11 protein-coding genes are annotated in these 16,487 nt (G+C 68.2%); 6 read left to right on the plus strand and 5 right to left on the minus strand.

Annotation, left to right across the window (positions count from 1 at the left end; translation table 11 throughout):
• Positions 1 to 39 precede the first annotated feature (39 nt).
• From ABD357_RS36760 to ABD357_RS36775, 4 genes are all read left to right on the plus strand, one after another.
• Positions 40 to 1,866, plus strand: a complete 1,827-nt coding sequence (locus ABD357_RS36760; RefSeq protein ID WP_344395631.1) for an AMP-dependent synthetase/ligase — start codon at positions 40 to 42, stop codon at positions 1,864 to 1,866.
• A 133-nt stretch (positions 1,867 to 1,999) separates the two neighbouring features.
• Positions 2,000 to 2,791: an aldo/keto reductase gene (locus tag ABD357_RS36765; RefSeq protein WP_344395784.1), complete on the plus strand. Its 792-nt coding sequence runs from the start codon at positions 2,000 to 2,002 to the stop codon at positions 2,789 to 2,791.
• A 178-nt stretch (positions 2,792 to 2,969) separates the two neighbouring features.
• Positions 2,970 to 4,070 carry an endonuclease NucS domain-containing protein gene (locus tag ABD357_RS36770; RefSeq protein WP_344395634.1) on the plus strand — a complete coding sequence of 367 codons (1,101 nt, stop codon included), beginning with the start codon at positions 2,970 to 2,972 and terminating at the stop codon, positions 4,068 to 4,070.
• Positions 4,071 to 4,180: 110 nt separating this feature from the next.
• Positions 4,181 to 5,020 carry a glycoside hydrolase family 75 protein gene (locus ABD357_RS36775; protein WP_344395636.1) on the plus strand — a complete coding sequence of 280 codons (840 nt, stop codon included), beginning with the start codon at positions 4,181 to 4,183 and terminating at the stop codon, positions 5,018 to 5,020.
• A gap of 54 nt (positions 5,021 to 5,074) precedes the next feature.
• Here ABD357_RS36775 and ABD357_RS36780 read toward each other — a convergent pair whose 3' ends face one another.
• The 4 genes from ABD357_RS36780 to ABD357_RS36795 all read right to left on the minus strand — a co-directional run bounded on the left by ABD357_RS36780 (position 5,075) and on the right by ABD357_RS36795 (position 9,999).
• A complete protein-coding gene (locus ABD357_RS36780; protein ID WP_344395637.1) occupies positions 5,075 to 5,938 on the minus strand; it encodes a class I SAM-dependent methyltransferase in 864 nt (287 codons plus the stop codon).
• Positions 5,939 to 6,116: 178 nt separating this feature from the next.
• Positions 6,117 to 6,728 (minus strand): leucine efflux protein LeuE, encoded by a 612-nt coding sequence (leuE, locus tag ABD357_RS36785; RefSeq protein WP_425585171.1) that lies wholly within the window; start codon positions 6,726 to 6,728, stop codon positions 6,117 to 6,119.
• Between the two features lie 78 nt (positions 6,729 to 6,806).
• Complete coding sequence (locus ABD357_RS36790; RefSeq protein WP_344395638.1) at positions 6,807 to 8,513, minus strand: glycoside hydrolase family 6 protein; 1,707 nt, start codon at positions 8,511 to 8,513, stop codon at positions 6,807 to 6,809.
• 13 nt (positions 8,514 to 8,526) lie between these two features.
• Positions 8,527 to 9,999, minus strand: a complete 1,473-nt coding sequence (locus ABD357_RS36795) for a cellulase family glycosylhydrolase (protein WP_344395639.1) — start codon at positions 9,997 to 9,999, stop codon at positions 8,527 to 8,529.
• A 264-nt stretch (positions 10,000 to 10,263) separates the two neighbouring features.
• Here ABD357_RS36795 and ABD357_RS36800 point away from each other — a divergent pair, with 264 nt between their 5' ends.
• Both ABD357_RS36800 and ABD357_RS36805 read left to right on the plus strand, forming a co-directional pair.
• Complete coding sequence (locus tag ABD357_RS36800; protein ID WP_344395640.1) at positions 10,264 to 13,176, plus strand: glycoside hydrolase family 48 protein; 2,913 nt, start codon at positions 10,264 to 10,266, stop codon at positions 13,174 to 13,176.
• Between the two features lie 127 nt (positions 13,177 to 13,303).
• Positions 13,304 to 15,616 (plus strand): beta propeller repeat protein, encoded by a 2,313-nt coding sequence (locus ABD357_RS36805; RefSeq protein ID WP_344395641.1) that lies wholly within the window; start codon positions 13,304 to 13,306, stop codon positions 15,614 to 15,616.
• 82 nt (positions 15,617 to 15,698) lie between these two features.
• On the opposite strand, the gene ABD357_RS36810 is transcribed toward ABD357_RS36805, so the two are convergent.
• Positions 15,699 to 16,313 (minus strand): dihydrofolate reductase family protein, encoded by a 615-nt coding sequence (locus ABD357_RS36810; protein WP_344395642.1) that lies wholly within the window; start codon positions 16,311 to 16,313, stop codon positions 15,699 to 15,701.
• Between the last annotated feature and the right edge of the window lie 174 nt (positions 16,314 to 16,487).

Raw genomic sequence — 16,487 nt, forward strand, 5'->3', positions numbered from 1 at the left:
CTTTCACGGCGCTGTGCGGAGCGCCACAAGGAGCGGGGATTGCGCGAGTTCACCAACCCTCCGTTGGCGTCGGCGCCGCCGGTGGGCGGCCTGGCCGATGCCGTCTACGACTATGCCCTGGAGGACCCGCTCTACCCCGCGCTCGGCCGCAAGGACGAGCACGGCGAGTGGCGCAATGTGACGTCGGCGGAGTTCCGCGACGAAGTGCTGGCTCTTGCCAAGGGTTTGCTTGCCCAGGGCATCCGGTTCGGCGACCGGGTCGCGATCATGTCCCGTACGCGCTATGAGTGGACCCTCTTCGACTACGCCCTGTGGTCCATCGGCGCCCAGGTCGTGCCGATCTACCCCACGAGCTCGGCCGAGCAGGTCTTCTGGACGCTGCACGACTCGCAGGTGTCGGCCGCGATGGTGGAGCACGAGGACCACGCGATGACGATCGCCACGGTCATCGACCGGCTGCCGACACTGCGACGGCTCTGGCAGCTGGACGTGGGCGCAGTGCACGAGCTGTACGAGGCGGGTGCACACCTCGAAGACGAGGTGGTGCACCGGCACCGGCGCGCGGTCACGCCCGAGTCGATCGCGACGATCATCTACACCTCCGGAACCACCGGCCGCCCCAAGGGCTGTGTCATCACGCACGGCAACTTCATGTTCGAGGCGGACACGGCCATCGAGCGCTGGGAGCCGCTGTTCCACTCGAAGAAGGGCGATGAGGCGGCCACCCTGCTGTTCCTGCCGCTGGCGCATGTCTTCGGGCGGATGGTGCAGGTCGCCGCGATCCGGGGAAAGGTCAAGTTCGGACACCAGCCGCAGCTCAACGCGGCAGCCCTGCTGCCGGATCTGGCAGCCTTCCAGCCGACGTTCTTCCTCGCGGTGCCGTACATCTTCGAGAAGGTCTTCAACGCGGCGCGCAGGAAGGCCGAAAGGGAGGGCAAGACGGGCCCGTTCGAGAAGGCCGTCGAGGTCGCCGTGCGGTACGCGGACGCCGTGGAGGCCAAGGCCTGGGGCATCGGGCCCGGCCCCTCGGCGGCCCTGCGGGTGCAGCACCAGCTCTTCGACAAGCTCGTCTACTCCAAGATCCGCGAGGCGATGGGCGGGCGGATGAAGCACGCCATGTCCGGCGGCTCGGCGATGGACCGGCGGCTCGGGCTGTTCTTCGCCGGCGCGGGCGTCCAGATCTACGAGGGGTACGGCCTCACCGAGTCCACCGCCGCGGCGACCGCCAACCCGCCCGAGCGCACCCGGTACGGCACCGTGGGACAGCCGTTCCCCGGCACCACCGTGCACATCGCGGACGACGGCGAGATCTGGCTGCACGGCCCCAACATCTTCCAGGGCTACCTCAACGATCCCAAGTCCACCGACGCGGCCCTGCACGACGGCTGGCTGGCCACCGGTGACCTGGGCTCGCTCGACGAGGACGGCTATCTCACCATCACCGGGCGCAAGAAGGAGATCCTGGTGACGTCCGGCGGCAAGAGCGTCTCACCCGCTCAGCTGGAGGAGCGGGTGCGGGACCATCCGCTGGTCGCGCAGTGCATCCTCGTCGGCAATGACCGGCCGTACATCGCGGCGCTCGTCACGCTGGACGGGGAGGCCGTCGAGCACTGGCTCCAGATGCGCGGCAAGCCGAAGCCGACCCCGGCCGAGTTGGTGCGCGACCCGGATCTGGAAACCGAGGTGCGCCGGGCGGTGGTGGCGGCGAACACACTGGTGTCGCAGGCCGAATCGATCCGCACATTCCGGATACTCGCCCACCAGTTCACCGAGGAGCACGGGCTGTTGACGCCGTCGCTGAAGCTGAAGCGGAAGGCGATCGAGAAGGCCTACGTGTCGGAGGTCGAGGCCCTGTACCGGGCGTAGTTCCCGTCACACGAGGGCGACAGGAACGTCATGACGGCCCGTGATCATTGATGATGGGATTAACAACCGACGACTGAAGGATCGAGAGCTCGTGAGCAAGGTCCCCCCGATCATCCTGAACAACGGCGTCGAGATGCCGCAGCTGGGTTTCGGTGTCTGGCAGATCCCGGACGTCGAGGCGGAGCAGGCGGTCACCACCGCTCTGGAGGCCGGGTACCGCAGCATCGACACCGCCGCCATCTACGGCAACGAAGAGGGCACGGGCAAGGCTCTGGGCGCCTCCGGCATCGCCCGTGAGGACCTCTTCGTCACCACAAAGCTCTGGAACGCCGACCACGGCTACGACTCGACGCTGCGCGCCTTCGACACGTCCCTGGCCAAGCTCGGTCTCGACTACGTGGATCTGTATCTGATCCACTGGCCGATGCCGGACAACGGCACGTACGTGGACACGTACAAGGCGTTCGAGAAGCTGCTGGCCGACGGCCGCGTCAAGTCGATCGGGGTCTCCAACTTCCTTCCGGAGCACCTGGACCGGCTGATCGAGGCGACGTCCGTCATCCCGGCCGTCAACCAGATCGAGCTGCACCCGCACTTGCAGCAGCTCGCCTCGCGTGAGTACCACGCGGAGCAGGGCATCGCCACCGAGGCCTGGTCACCGCTCGGCCAGGGCAAGGGCCTCCTGGAGGTCCCGGCGATCGTGGCCATCGCCCAGAAGCACGGACGTACGCCCGCGCAGATCGTCCTGCGCTGGCACATCCAGCTCGGCAACGTGGTGATCCCCAAGTCCGTGACCCCGTCCCGGATCAAGGAGAACATCGAGGTCTTCGACTTCTCCCTGGACACCGAGGACATCGCCGCGATCAGCGCCCTCAACGAGGACCGCCGCATCGGCCCGGACCCGGCGACGCTCCACGTGACCTGACCGCACACTCCTTGCCCCACTGAAAGCCGCCGCCCGCAGACCACTCGGGCGGCGGCTTCGCTGCCTCCGCCCGGCCGTACCCCACGTGCTTGACTGGGGTCGTCGTATCGATGGAGCAATATCGACTCAGCCGTACTCGATGGAGCCGTATCGATTGAGTCGGCCGGGGGAGGTCTGGATGCCGCTCGAGGTCGGGCTGTGGCGCGTGGACGGGGCACCTGTGCGGGTGACGACTCGGCGCATGGCGCTGGAGTCGCGGCTCGAGGAGCTGATCGAGGCGGATCCGGCCATTCTGGGTACGCCGTTGCTTCTGATCGGCAGGCAGGTGCCGACGCCGTACGGGAAGTTCCTGGATCTGCTGGGGATCGACACGGACGGCAACCTTCATGTGCTGGAGCTCAAGCGCGACCGCACGCCCCGGGACGTGGTGGCGCAGATCCTCGACTACGGGTCATGGATCCAAGGGCTCACGAACGATGAAGTCCGCGACATCCACGCGGAGTACGCCGCCCGCCGCCACGACGCGAAGGCCTTCGACCAGGCGTTCGCCGCCCGGTTCGGGGCCAGCCCGCCGGAGGAACTCAACAGCGCACACTCGCTCACCGTGGTGGCGAGTGAGGTCGATCCGGCGACGGAACGGATCGTCACATATCTGTCCACGGGGTACGGCGTGCCGCTGAACGTGCTGTTCTTCCGCTACTTCGAGGACGACGGCCGCTCCTACCTCGCCCGGACCGCCCTGGTCGACGACACGACCGCCACACCGGCACGCGTCGCGACGGCCCGAGGGAAGCAAGAGCCGTGGAACGGGCAGGACTGGTACGTGGCGTTCGGCCACCAGGACGCGGGCGACCGCAACTGGGACGACGCCAGGAAGTACGGCTTCATCTCCGCCGGCGGCGGCGAGTGGTACTCCCGCACCCTGCGCGGACTCCCCCAGGGCGCCCGGATCTTCACGCACATCCCGTCCAGGGGGTACGTGGGTGTCGGCACCGTCACCGGCGAGGCGCAGCCCTTCGAAGAGGCGCGGCTGGCCGTGGACGGGGAGCAGCGGGAGATGAAGTCGCTTGATTTGAGGGGGAGTTACCTGCGCCCCGCGGCGACCGCCGGGGACGGGGACTCCCGCGAGTGGATCGTGCCGGTCGAGTGGGAGGCGACCGTTCCCCAGGAGCAGGCGTTCTGGGTCCCGGGCCTGTTCGCCAACCAGAATTCCGCCTGCAAACTCCGCGCACGATTCACCATCGACGAGGTCTCACGCCGGTTCGGCACCGACAAGTGACGCTCCGCCGAGCGGCCTAAGACCGGGCGCTGCCTCCACGCCACAGGGATCAGGGTCAGTCAGGGTCGTCCAAAGGCCGACGTTCCGGACAGAAGGGCTCCACAGTGCGTATGCGAACTATGACCCTCGCCGTTGCCGCCCCAGCCGCAGTCCTCGCCGCCGGGGCACTCCCGGCCGACGTGTCCGACAGCCCGATCGAGGCGCAGGAGGGCATGGTCACCGAGGCCCGGGAGGGCACGGTCGCCGTGTCCGACGGCCCCATCGAGGCGCAGGAGGGCACGATCACCGAGGCCCGGGAGGGCACGGTCGCCGTGTCCGACGGCCCCATCGAGGCGCAGGAGGGCACGATCACCGAGGCCCGGGAGGGCACGGTCGGTGCGGCCGAGCTGCTGGCCAAGGTGGAGTCCTGCTCGCGGATCTCGGACAGCCGGTACAGCACCGATGAGGGGACCTCGCCCTCCGTCCCCGTCTGCGGCAAGAAGGGCGCGGTGTACTGGAAGGCCGACATGGACATCGCGTGCGACGGCCAGGTCACCACACGCTGCAACAGGCGCACCGACCCGTGGTTCCATCCCGGCACGGCCTTCCCCAAGTCCGACGGCAGACCGCTGAACGCCCAGACGCTGCCGTACGTCGTCGTGCCCGAACCCAGCGGTATCTGGAACTACGCGAACTCCGGCATCAAAGGCGGCAGCGTGGCCGCCGTCATCCACGACGGCCAGGTCCAGTACGCCGTGGTCGGCGACACCGGTCCCACCAACATCATCGGCGAGGCCTCGTACGCCACTGCCGAGGCCCTGGGCATCAACCCGGACCCGGCGACCGGCGGCACCGCCTCGGGAGTCACCTACATCCTGTTCACGAACTCCCGCGTCTCCCCCATCGAGAGCCGCAGCGCGGCGGTTTCCCTCGGCGAGTCACTGGCGAAACGGTTCCTCAGGGCCAACTGAAACCTCCGGGTCACCGTGTACGCGCCGGCCGGGCGCCTGCTGACCGGGCACGGGTCAGGTGGGCTTCACCCCGACGTACACCGTCAGGGCCGTCAGGAGGAACACGTCCGGGCGGTGGTGGACGCTCGCCTTGTCGTCCGGGTCGAGGAGTCGGTCGAGGGTGGCCAGGTCGTCGGCGTCGAGACCCTCTGCCAGGCCCTCCCGGCGGTGGGTGAGGGTGGTGGCGACGAAGGCGCGGGCCTCCTCGGAGATGGGGGCGGGCAGGTCGAGGAGGAAGGTGCGGGTCGCGGTGTGGCGGAGCCCGGCGGCGGTCAGCAGGGCCGGCCAGTCCTCGGTCTCCTCCACCGAGCCTGGGAGTTCGGCCCGCATCTTGCTGAACCAGTCCTCCTGCACCGCGTCGAGACGGGACTGCAGGCCGGGGCGGCCGATGCCGATGTCGCGCGGAAGGTAGCGCGAGGGCAGGCCGCCCTCCAGCAGGGCGAGGGCGCCGCCGGGTGCGAGACGGCGGACGAATTCGGTGAGGGCGGCGCGCTGGTCGCCGACGTGGTGCAGGGCCCTGCTGGACCAGAGGAGGTCGGCGGGATACTCCAACTCGCCGATTCCATCAGCCAGTTCGGCCTCCAGCGTGCTGAACCGGTCAGCGATCCCGTGCTCGGCGGCGCGCGACCGAGCGGCTTCCAGGAGGGGCGCGGCCCCGTCCACTGCGACGACCCGCGCCTGCGGGAACGCGTCCGCGAGGAGACACGAGATGACACCGGGCCCACTGCCCACGTCCGCGATCAGCTCCGGCTCGGGCTTCCACTCCCGCAACCAGCCCGCCGCCTGCCGGTACACCGGAGCGAACAGCTCGGCCTCCTGTTCCAGCATGGGCAGCCACTCTGCGAAGTCGATCTGTGTGTGATCGTGCTGATGCGCCATGATTCCTGACCTCTCATTCGGCTTGCGTCCAGAGTGCTCCGCAAATCCCTAAAGCGGCCACTCATATTGCCGAAACAGCAAGCCGGGACCGACCCCGTCTCGAGCTGGTCAATCGTTACCGCATGCCATCCAGCAGCAGTTGGCTCCGTCCCGCGTTGTGCGGTCGCTCCCCGGTACGTCAGTTGCCCGTGGTGGCGAGCTTTGCCGCGAACCCGAGGAAGAGGGCGCCGGCTCCGCTGGTCAGCCCCGCCGACAGGCGCCGCCGACGGCGGAACTGGGCCGAGAGGTACGTGCCGCCGAGGATCAGCAGAGTCACGTAACTGATGCTGATCACCTGGTAGATCAGCGCGAGCAGCCCGAAGGACAGCACCGGGTGCGGATAGGACGGGTCGACGAACTGTACGAAGAAGGAGATGAAGAACAGGATCGCCTTCGGGTTGAGCAGAGTGATCAGCAGCGACCGGCGAAACGGCCGCTCGCCGTCCTGGGCGCTCTCTGGGCCCTGGGCCGGTGCTTCCACCTTGCGGGTGCGCCACATCTCCCATGCCCCGCGGATCATCCCGAACGCGATCCAGGCCAGATAGCCGGCCCCCGCGTACTTGATGACGGAGAAGACGAGTTCGTTGGCGCGCAGCAGCGAAGAGAGCCCCGCGGCGGTGAGCAGCATCAGCAGGGTCTCGCCGATGAACACGCCCGCCGCGGCCCGGTACCCGGTCCACACACCGCGCCGTGCCGCCACGGACAGCGGCTCCGCCGCGTGGGCGCGAGCGACCACAACGCACCCGCCCAACCGCCGGAGGCACCCGCGGGGATCTGCGAGCCCAGCCACAGCCGGCCCGCAGATCCCCAACCGCCCAACCGGCTATAGCTACAGCGCCGGGTACGCGTTCCTCATCAGCTCCTGGAACTGAGCCGAGAACCAGTGCCCCGACAGCGGAGCGTCCGGCAGTGCCCCCGACATGTTGAAGTTGTTACGAGGATTGCCCTCGTACGTCGGGTCGCACATCCGGTCGAAGCCCTTACCCTCGTCGTTCGGGATCTCCTTGCTGGCCCCGTCGGACTCACCCGGCGGCTTCATCCACACATAGGCGTCGATGCCTGAGGCCGGCGCGGCCTGCGGGCGCTCGCCGAGGCCGGCGCCGGACTGGTTGCACCAGTTGCCCGTGTTGAGGCGACGGTCGTAACGGCCGCCGTCGACGTAGGTGTCCACACTGGTCGTCGCGCCAGGGCCGGTGGGCCGGGAAGCGCCGCCCCAGCCGTTGCGGGACGTGTCGATCAGCATGCCGATGTCGGAGTTGAAGCCGACCGAGACCAGCTTGTCGCGGAAGGCCTGGGCGAAGGACTGCTCGTCGACGTAGCGGTTCCAGTCGATCCACTTCGACTCACGGACCGATTTGCCGGCCACGGTGTCGTTGATCGTGAAGTGGTCCTCCTTCAGCGCGCTGAAGTTGGCGGTGTTGGTGATGAAGCCGTGGACGTCGTTCACCGAGGCGCCCTCGGCGGTCGCCGCCTGTTTGAACACGTCCGCCGACGGGCCGAAGTTGTCGTCCCAGCCGATCCAGCCGTGGTGCCCGGCGTCCACGTAGTTGTAGACGTTCGCGACGTCGCCGAGCTTGTTCAGCGCGTAGCCGACACCCTTGACGTAGTTGCCGTTGGCCTTCATCACGTCACACTCGGGCGTGGCCGTGGGACGGCTTCCGGCGTTGGTGACGAGGTTCGGCAGCGAGTCGACCTCGACCGTGGTGACGATGCGCAGGTCGGCGTACTTGGGGTCGGCGAGGATCGCGGCGATCGGGTCGATGTACTGCGTCTTGTACTTGTCGATCTCCGTCGGGCCGAGTTCGCCGTTGGAGGCGAGGGCCGCGCAGTCACGGCCGGGCAGGTTGTAGATGACGAGCTGGACGACCAGTTCGTCCGAGCCCTTCTGCTCCAGCGCCTCGTCGAGGTGGGCGCGCAGACCCATCTTGCCGTTCGCGCCGTTGATGGCGGCGGTCCGGTCCAGCCACACACCGGTGGGCTGGTTGGCGATGCGGCTGCCGCCGGTTTCGGCGCGGGCGTTAGCGGACCACTCCGGGTTCACATACACCTTGGCGCCCGAGTACGGGTTGTCGACCTTGGGGCCCGTCGGGTCGGGCGGATCGGTGGGGCCGCCGCCACCGTCGACGTTGCAGGTCACGCCGTCGAGCGTGAAGGTGGTGGGCATCGCGTTGGTGCCGCTGTACGAGGCGTTGAAGCCGAAGCTGATCGAACTGCCCGTGGACAGCGTCCCGTTGTAGCTCTCGTTGGCGGCGGTCACGGCGTTGCCGCTCTGGCTGAGGTTGGCGTTCCAGCCGTTGGTGATCTTCTGGTTTCCGGCGTACGACCACTTCACGGCCCAACTCGACTTGGCCGCACTGTTGTTGGTGACCGTGACCGCGGCGGTGAAGCCGGTGTCCCACTGGTTCTGCACCTTGTAGTCGACGGTGCAGGGGACGGCGGCGGGGCCGGCGTCCGGGGGCATCGCCGCGACTGCGGTGCCCGTTCCTGAGGCGAGCAGCGCGAACGCTGCCAGTAACGCGGTTCTGGTACGGCTCATGGTGTGCGGGTTCCTATCCGTCGAGGGAGCGCAGGTGATCGCGCAGCCCGATACCGAACGACGTCGGTGTGCCGTCGTAGTTGGAGATCAGGGCCGGACCCGAGTTGCAGTTCCAGGTGTTCCAGGTCCAGCCGAGGTAGGACTGTTCGCGCTCGTCGAACCACGTCATGACGCGGTCGATGAAGGAGTGCGCGCAGGTGTTCTCGCCGATCTCGCCCGCCACAAGCGGCACTTGGGCGGCGACCGGGGCGAGCGTGGAGTCCCAGCAGCTCTCGTTGGAGCAGGTGTTGAAGTTGTAGACGTGCCAGGCCGCGGCGAGATTGCCCGCCGGATCACTCGGCTTGTACGTCAGCCACTGGCTCAGGTCGTTCGAGTACGCGAGCCCGCCCGCCAGGATCACGTTCGTGGCGCCGGTGTCGCGGATCGTGTCGATCAGGTCCTGCATCCCGGCGACCTCGTAGCCGATGCCGGGGCAGGTGCCGCCGTCCCGCCAACAGGTCCACGCCTGGGCGGCGGTGGAGGTCGCGCGGTCCGGGTAGGGCTCGTTGAACAGGTCGAAGACGACGGTCGGGTCGTCCTTGAAGGTGTTCGCGACCGAGGCCCAGAAGGACGGCGTGTACTGCATGTTGGGCATCGGCTTCTGGCAGCTGGCGTGCACGTCGGCGCAGCCCGCCGAGTTGCCCGTGTACTGGCCATGCGACCAGTGCAGTTCGAGCATCGGCGTCATGCCGTGCGCCTTGACCTTGGTCACCAGGTCCTTGACGGCGGCGATGTAGTTGGCGCCGGCGTACTCGGGCCTGATGTTGGACAGGCCGAGCCAGCACTCCTCGTTCAGCGGAATGCGGACCGTGTTGACGTTCCAGTCGGCGATCGCCCTGACCGAGGCGTCGTCCACCGGTCCGTCCCAGATGCCGTAGCCCTGCACGCACGCGAACTCGCCGCCGGAGCGGTTGACGCCGAGCAGCCGCCGGGTGGCGCCGGACTCGTCGACGAGCTTGTTGCCGGAGACCTTCAGCACGGGCGGGCCGTCCGTGGGCGTCGGCGGATCCGGCGGGTCGGGCGGGGACTCGGCGTCCACATTGCACGTCGTCCCGTTGAGCTTGAAGGACACGGGCGCGGCGGTGTTCCCCGGCCCCGAGGCCAGGAACCCGGCGCTGACGCTCGCTCCCGAGCCCAGCGCTCCGTTCCAGTTCTCGTTGGCCGCGGTGACGGTCCTGCCGGACTGGGACCACTTGGCGTTCCAGCCCTGGCTGACCTGCTGTCCGCCGGCCAGGTCGAAGGAGAGACTCCAACTGCTCAGCGCGGCGGTGTTGTTGGTGATCTCCACGGCGCCCTGGAAGTCGGTGTCCCACTGGCCGGTGACGGAGTACTCCACCGTGCAAGCGGGCGCCGCTGCGGAAGCCGTGCCGACCGGTGCGATGGCGCTCGCCGCAAGCACGAGTGCCGCACCGGCCACTAAAAGACATAAACGCGGGGGGTGTCGCATGAGCGACTCCTCACAGCTCTGACACGCCGTCACGGACGCATCGACTGATGGAATCGCTCCCACTGGTGCGGAAGAAGGTAGCGCCAAGTGATGGTAAAGAACAGAGGCGTTGACATGTTTCCTACAGATGTACGTATCGAATCTTTTCGACTCTTCAAACGCCTTGACCCCTGACACCCCCCTCCCCAAGCTGGGAGCGCTCCCACTGGTTCAAGGCTTGTTGCTCCTCCCCACATCTCCGAGCCGCAAGGAGAGGAACCAGACATGGCAGGCAGAAAGAGACGCCGTGCGCGGCGATTGTGGACCGCTGTCGTGGCGGCCCTCGCGCTCCCCCTCACCACGCTGGCGACGGGCTCGACTCCCGCGCACGCGGCGGCAGTTCAGTGCAGCGTGGACTACAAGACCAATGACTGGGGCTCCGGTTTCACCGCGGAGCTGACCCTCACCAACCGCGGATCCGAGGCCATCGACGACTGGACGCTGACGTACGACTACGCGGGCAACCAGAAGCTCGGCAACGGGTGGAGCGGCGCCTGGTCGCAGTCCGGCAAGACGGTCACGGTGAAGAGCGCCTCCTTCAACGCGAAGATCGCCGCCGGAGCCGCCGTCAGCACCGGGGCGCAGTTCACGTACAGCGGCACGAACGCGGCACCGACCAGCTTCGCCGTGAACGGCACTACGTGCGCCGGCGCGCATCAGCCGCCGATCACCGTCCTGACAAGCCCCGCCGCGGGCGCCGTCTACACGCAGGGCGACGCGGTCCCGCTGGCGGCCACGGCCGCGGCGGCCGATGACGCGACGATCAGCAAGGTCGAGTTCTACGACGACACGAAGTTGCTCGGTACGGACACCACGTCGCCGTACACGCTGTCGGTCACTGGATTGACCGTGGGCGGTCATTCCTTGGTGGCGAAGGCGTACGACAGCCTGGGGGCCTCGGCGGACTCCACCCCGGTCGGCATCACGGTCGCCTCGGGTCCCGCCGTGGTGGCCACACCCGCCCAACTCGGCGTCCAGCAAGGGAAGACGGGCTCATTCGACGTGAAGCTGTCGACGCAGCCGAGCGCGAACGTGACGGTCTCCACCGCCCGCACGGACGGCAATGCGGGCCTGTCGGTCACCGGCGGCTCATCGCTCACCTTCACATCGTCGAACTGGAACACGGCCCAGAAGGTGACCCTCACCGCCGACAACTCCGGTACCGGATCCGCGACGTTCGAGTCGACCGCCACCGGACACGCCAAGGCCACGGTCACCGCCACCCAGCTCGCCGCGACCAAGGCGTACGACGCCCGCTTCCTGGAGCTCTACGGCAAGATCACCGACCCGGCGAACGGCTACTTCTCCCCGGAGGGCATCCCGTACCACTCGGTCGAGACGCTGATCGTCGAGGCGCCCGATCACGGCCATGAGACGACGTCGGAGGCGTACAGCTATCTGATCTGGCTCCAGGCCATGTACGGCAAGGTCACCGGCGACTGGACCAGGTTCAACGCCGCGTGGGAGACCATGGAGAAGTTCATGATCCCCACGCACGCCGACCAGCCGACGAACTCCTTCTACAACGCCTCCAAGCCCGGCACGTACGCGCCCGAGCTGGACACCCCGAACGAGTACCCGGCGAAGCTCGACCCCGGTGTCTCGGTCGGCTCCGACCCGATCGCCTCTGAGCTGAAGAGCGCGTACGGCACGGACGACATCTACGGCATGCACTGGCTGCAGGACGTCGACAACGTCTACGGCTACGGCAACTCGCCGGGCAAGTGCGAGGCGGGCCCGAGCGACACCGGCCCTTCGTACATCAACACCTTCCAGCGCGGCTCGCAGGAGTCGGTGTGGGAGACGGTGCCGCAGCCGACCTGCGACGCCTTCAAGTACGGGGGCAAGAACGGGTACTTGGACCTGTTCACCGGTGACGCCTCGTATGCCAAGCAGTGGAAGTTCACCAACGCGCCGGACGCGGATGCGCGTGCCGTGCAGGCCGCGTACTGGGCCGATGTCTGGGCCGAGGAGCAGGGCAAGGGCTCCGAGGTCTCGGCGACGCTCGGCAAGGCCGCGAAGATGGGCGACTACCTGCGCTACGCCATGTACGACAAGTACTTCAAGAAAATCGGCAACTGCGTGGGCCCGTCGACGTGTTCACCCGGCACCGGCAAGGACGCCTCGCACTACCTGCTCAACTGGTACTACGCCTGGGGCGGCGCCACCGACACCGCGGCGGGCTGGGCCTGGCGCATCGGCTCCAGCCACGCCCACGGCGGCTACCAGAACCCCCTGGCCGCGTACGCACTCAGCTCGTACGCCGATCTGAAGCCCAAGTCGGCCACGGGACAAGCAGATTGGGCCAAGTCGCTCGACCGGCAACTGGAGTTCTACCGCTGGCTCCAGTCGGACGAGGGCGCCATCGCAGGCGGTGCCACCAACAGCTGGAAGGGCCACTACGCGACCCCGCCGGCCGGGACGCCGACCTTCTACGGCATGTACTACGACGAGAAGCCGGTGTACCACGACCCGCCGTCCAACCAGTGGTTCGGCTTCCAGGCGTGGTCCATGGAGCGGGTCGCCGAGTACTACCAGCAGACGGGTGACGCGGACGCCAAGGTCGTGCTCGACAAGTGGGTCGACTGGGCGCTGTCCAAGACCACGGTCAACCCGGACGGCAGCTTCCGCATCCCGAACACGCTCCAGTGGTCGGGTGCGCCCGACACCTGGAACGCGTCAAGTCCCGGTTCCAACAGCGGACTTCACGTCACGGTGGCCGACTACACGAACGATGTCGGTGTGGCGGCCGCGTACGCCAAGACCCTGACGTACTACGCCGACAAGTCCGGGGACACCGAGGCCGCGTCGACCGCCAAGGCACTGCTCGACGGCATGTGGGCGAACAACCAGGACGCACTGGGCATCGCGGTCCCGGAGACCCGCGCCGACTACAACCGCTTCGACGACGGCGTGTACATCCCCAGCGGCTGGACCGGCACGATGCCGAACGGCGACGCGATCAACTCCTCGTCCACCTTCGACTCCATCCGCTCCTTCTACGAAGACGACCCGGCGTGGTCGAAGATCGAGAGCTATCTCGCGGGCGGCGCCGCGCCCACGTTCACGTACCACCGGTTCTGGGCCCAGGCGGACATAGCCCTCGCCATGGGCTCGTACGCGGAGCTCCTCGAATAGCCCCCGTCGCTCCGTGTACAGGGCCCTACCGACGGGGCCCACGGCCGGGCGGACCCCCTCCTCCTGGGGGTCCGCCCGGCTCGCCGCGCCTTTCCTCCGTCCCCCGCTCCAGGAGAGGACCCCCACCGTGCGAAGAACCGTCAGAAGGGGCCGCGTTCTCACGGCCGTACTCGCGCTCGCGGCCGGTCTCCTCGCGGGCAGTCCGTCCGCGATGGCGGCCCAGCCCGTCGAGAGGGCGATGAGCGTCGCCGCCGACCCGTACACCTGGAAGAACGCCCGGATCGACGGCGGGGGCTTCGTGCCCGGCATCGTCTTCAACCGGAGTGAGCAGGACCTCGCCTACGCCCGCACCGACATCGGCGGCGCCTACCGCTGGCAGGAGTCGTCGAAGACCTGGACCCCTCTGCTCGACTCCATCGGCTGGGACGACTGGGGCCACACCGGCGTCGTCAGCCTCGCCTCGGACTCGGTCGACCCGGACAAGGTGTACGCGGCCGTCGGCACGTACACGAACAGCTGGGACCCGAAGAACGGTGCCGTGCTCAGGTCCGCCGACCGGGGCGCGAGCTGGCAGAAGGCAGGCCTGCCGTTCAAGCTGGGCGGCAACATGCCCGGGCGCGGCATGGGCGAGCGGCTCGCCGTGGACCCGCACAAGAACAGCGTGCTGTATCTGGGCGCCCCGAGCGGCAAGGGCCTGTGGCGGTCCACGGACTCGGGCGCCTCCTGGTCGCAGGTGACGAACTTCCCCAACGTCGGCAACTACGTGCAGGACCCGAGCGACACCAGCGGCTACGCCTCCGACAACCAGGGCATCGTCTGGGTCACCTTCGACGAGTCGACGGGCACCGGTACGAACGCCACGCAGACGATCTATGTCGGGGTCGCCGACAAGGAGAACTCCGTCTACCGCTCGACCGACGCGGGCGCCACCTGGTCCCGGCTGCCCGGCCAGCCCACCGGCCACCTGGCCCACAAGGGCGTGCTGGACGCCGAGAACGGCTACCTCTATCTCGCGTACAGCGACAAGGGTGGCCCGTACGACGGCGGCAAGGGACAGCTGTGGCGGTACGCGACCGGGTCCGGGACCTGGACGGACATCAGCCCGGTGGCCGAGGCCGACACGTACTACGGTTTCAGCGGACTGACCGTGGACCGGCAGAACCCGGGCACGGTGATGGCGACCGCGTACAGCTCCTGGTGGCCGGACACCCAGATCTTCCGCTCCACGGACAGCGGCGGCACCTGGACGAAGGTCTGGGACTACACCTCGTACCCCACCCGCTCGAACCGCTACACGATGGACGTCTCGTCCTCGCCCTGGCTGACCTGGGGCGCGAACCCCTCACCGCCCGAGCAGAGCCCCAAACTCGGCTGGATGACCGAGGCGTTGGAGATCGACCCGTTCGACTCGGACCGGATGATGTACGGGACGGGCGCCACGATCTACGGCACCGAGGATCTGTCGAAGTGGGACAGCGGGGGCCGGTTCACCATCAAGCCGATGGTGCAGGGCCTGGAGGAGACGGCCGTCAACGACCTCGCCGCTCCCCCGTCCGGCGGGGCGCAGCTCTTCAGCGCGCTCGGAGACGTCGGCGGCTTCCGGCACACGGACCTCACCAAAGTGCCGTCGATGATGTTCACTTCGCCGAACTTCACCACGACCACGAGCCTCGACTTCGCCGAGAGGAATCCCGGAACCGTCGTGCGGGCCGGGAATCTCGACTCGGGTCCGCATATCGCCTTCTCCACCGACAACGGCGCCAACTGGTTCGCGGGGACGGATCCTTCGGGCGTCTCGGGCGGCGGCACGGTCGCCGCGGCCTCCGACGGCAGCCGCTTCGTGTGGAGTCCGGAGGGTGCGGGCGTGCACTACGCGACCGGGTTCGGGTCGTCATGGTCCGCGTCGAGCGGGATCCCGGCGGACGCGATCGTGGAGTCCGACCGGGTCGATCCGAAGACCTTCTACGGCTTCAAGTCCGGGAAGTTCTACGTCAGTTCGGACGGCGGCGCGACCTTCACGGCTTCCGCCGCGACCGGTCTGCCGAGCGGCGACAGCGTGCGATTCAAGGCGCTGCCCGGCACGAAGGGCGACATCTGGCTGGCGGGCGGTGCGAGCGACGGCGCGTACGGGCTGTGGCACTCGACGGACGGCGGCGCGAGCTTCACCAAGCTGTCGGGCGTCGAGCAGGCCGACACCATCGGCTTCGGCAAGGCCGCGGCCGGCGCCTCGTACCAGACGCTCTACACCAGCGCCAAGATCGACGGCGCACGCGGCATCTTCCGCTCCACGGACCAGGGTTCGACCTGGATGCGTATCAACGACGATGCCCACCAGTGGGGTTGGACGGGTGCGGCCATCACCGGGGATCCGCGGGTCTTCGGGCGGGTGTACGTGTCGACGAACGGGCGCGGGGTCGTTTACGGGGACACGGCGGGATAGTGGCCCCGTAAACGACCCGTCCCGACTCGGCCTGGCCTGCGCGGTGTGCGCGGGCCGGGCCGGGCCGTGAGCCGGTGGTGTCTCACTGCCCGGACTGGGACAGGTGCGCCTTGGCCTCGTCGTAGCCGGCTTCGCCGGTGGACTCGGCCCGGGTGTAGACCAGGTGCAGTACACCCGACCCGAAGGTCTTCGAGGAGAGCAGGCGCAGCGGGATCGTGGTCTCGGCCTCGTCGAAGAGCCGCATTCCGTGGCGTACCGCGATCGGGTGTACCAGCAGGTGCAGCTCGTCCAGGAGGCCGGCGGCCAGCAGTTGGCGGACGACGGAGATCGAGCCGCTCAGGGAGATGACCCCGCCCGGCTCGTTCTTCAGCGCGGTGACGGTTTCGATGAGGTCGCCCTGGAGCTGCTCGGAGTTACGCCAGGTGAACTCGAGCTTCTGGTGCGAGGCCACGATCTTGCGTACGTCGCCGAGGATCTTGGCGAAACCGGCGTCCTCCCCGCCCTCCGCCTCACGCTCGGGCCACGCCCCGGCAAAGCTGTCGTAGGTCTTGCGGCCGAACAGGATGGTGTCGACGCCGTCGAACAGCGAGCCGACGGCGGCCCCCATGTCGTCGTCGAAGTACGGGAAGTGCCACTGGTCGGGGGCCTCCACGACGCCGTCGAGCGAGATGAACAGGCCTGCGGTGATCTTCCTCATGATGTTCCTTCCGAGGAGGCAGTCGGTGGTAGTCGGTGACGTTCAGTTGTCACTTAGACAGCGGGAGCCGGAGGAAATCATCGGTGCTCGGCGTGCCGATGTCAGGCTATGAGCGCCGGAGCCCAGCTCGCGCATCAACGACGACGCCCACCGCACAGGTTCTTCAGTACGCCG

Origin of the sequence: Streptomyces vastus (assembly GCF_039532825.1) — a bacterium.
Classification (GTDB): Bacteria; Actinomycetota; Actinomycetes; order Streptomycetales; family Streptomycetaceae; genus Streptomyces; species Streptomyces vastus.

Coding starts and splice junctions, on each gene's coding strand:
- ABD357_RS36775 (WP_344395636.1), top strand. CDS start 4,181: ATGCGAACTATGACCCTCGCCGTTGCCGCCCCAGCCGCAGTCCTCGCC.
- ABD357_RS36800 (WP_344395640.1), top strand. CDS start 10,264: ATGGCAGGCAGAAAGAGACGCCGTGCGCGGCGATTGTGGACCGCTGTC.
- ABD357_RS36790 (WP_344395638.1), bottom strand. CDS start 8,513: ATGAGCCGTACCAGAACCGCGTTACTGGCAGCGTTCGCGCTGCTCGCC.
- ABD357_RS36795 (WP_344395639.1), bottom strand. CDS start 9,999: ATGCGACACCCCCCGCGTTTATGTCTTTTAGTGGCCGGTGCGGCACTC.
- ABD357_RS36770 (WP_344395634.1), top strand. CDS start 2,970: ATGCCGCTCGAGGTCGGGCTGTGGCGCGTGGACGGGGCACCTGTGCGG.
- ABD357_RS36780 (WP_344395637.1), bottom strand. CDS start 5,938: ATGGCGCATCAGCACGATCACACACAGATCGACTTCGCAGAGTGGCTG.
- ABD357_RS36765 (WP_344395784.1), top strand. CDS start 2,000: ATGCCGCAGCTGGGTTTCGGTGTCTGGCAGATCCCGGACGTCGAGGCG.
- ABD357_RS36810 (WP_344395642.1), bottom strand. CDS start 16,313: ATGAGGAAGATCACCGCAGGCCTGTTCATCTCGCTCGACGGCGTCGTG.